Below are 793 nucleotides of genomic sequence, written 5' to 3'. Positions count from 1 at the left end.
GCAGCCTTGCGGTCTGCGATACCCGAAGTGCTGGAAGATGGTGAAAATGACGTACCGATGAGCTTTCGTGAAAGCATGGCTCAGATGTGGGCCTTGTTTCAGACCATAGAGGCGGAGTTAGCTCAGTTGACGCGACAGCAAACGGCGTTGACGATACAGGATGAACAAAGTCGTTCACTGATAGAGCTCGAAGGTGTGGGTCCGATAGGCGCATTGGGTTTAAAGTTGGCGATAGGCAATGGCTCGCACTTTAAAAATGGCCGTGATGCGGCCGCATGCTTAGGATTAACACCGGTTCAGCACAGCAGTGGTGGTAAGCAAAAAATAGGCTCTATCAGTCAAATGAGCGGGCATAAACGCTTACGCTCAGTGCTTATTCAGGGAGCGATATCCGTCCTGAGTTATTTAGATAAGCGAGAGGCCAGAACAGCCAAAGAGATATGGTTAAAAGCGCTGATGCAACGCAGAGGAAAGCGAATTGCGGCAGTGGCGCTGGCCAATAAAACCATCCGCACAGCCTGGGCGATGCTCAGTCGTGGAGAGAGTTACAACGCGTCGTTGCAAACGGCGTAACGAGTTCTATCAAACAGATGCTTAAACACAGGTAAGACCGACCATCAAGAGCCTGTTCGCCCCACAGCGTTGAGAAAACCGCTTTGTAGAAAAGGCATGATGGTGCGAATACATTGAAGGTGCAGAGGTAGCTCCTCACGAAAGCCCGTATATAAGTGCGCATCTATACCAGTGTAAAAAAATTCTGTTGATAGTTCAGGGGAGTCCATATAAGGGGCGA

Annotated in this window: 1 protein-coding gene; it reads left to right on the top strand. The window is 49.8% G+C overall.

The features are described from left to right. Positions 1–573, top strand: a 573-nt coding sequence (locus tag EMM73_RS19820) for a transposase (protein ID WP_145987580.1), incomplete at its 5' end; no start/stop codon positions are given. Positions 574–793 lie beyond the last annotated feature (220 nt).

Origin of the sequence: Rheinheimera sediminis (assembly GCF_004005375.1) — a bacterium.
Classification (GTDB): Bacteria; Pseudomonadota; Gammaproteobacteria; order Enterobacterales; family Alteromonadaceae; genus Pararheinheimera.
Note: the sequence above shows the minus strand (reverse complement) of the source record. Positions and strands in the feature narration are given on the sequence as shown.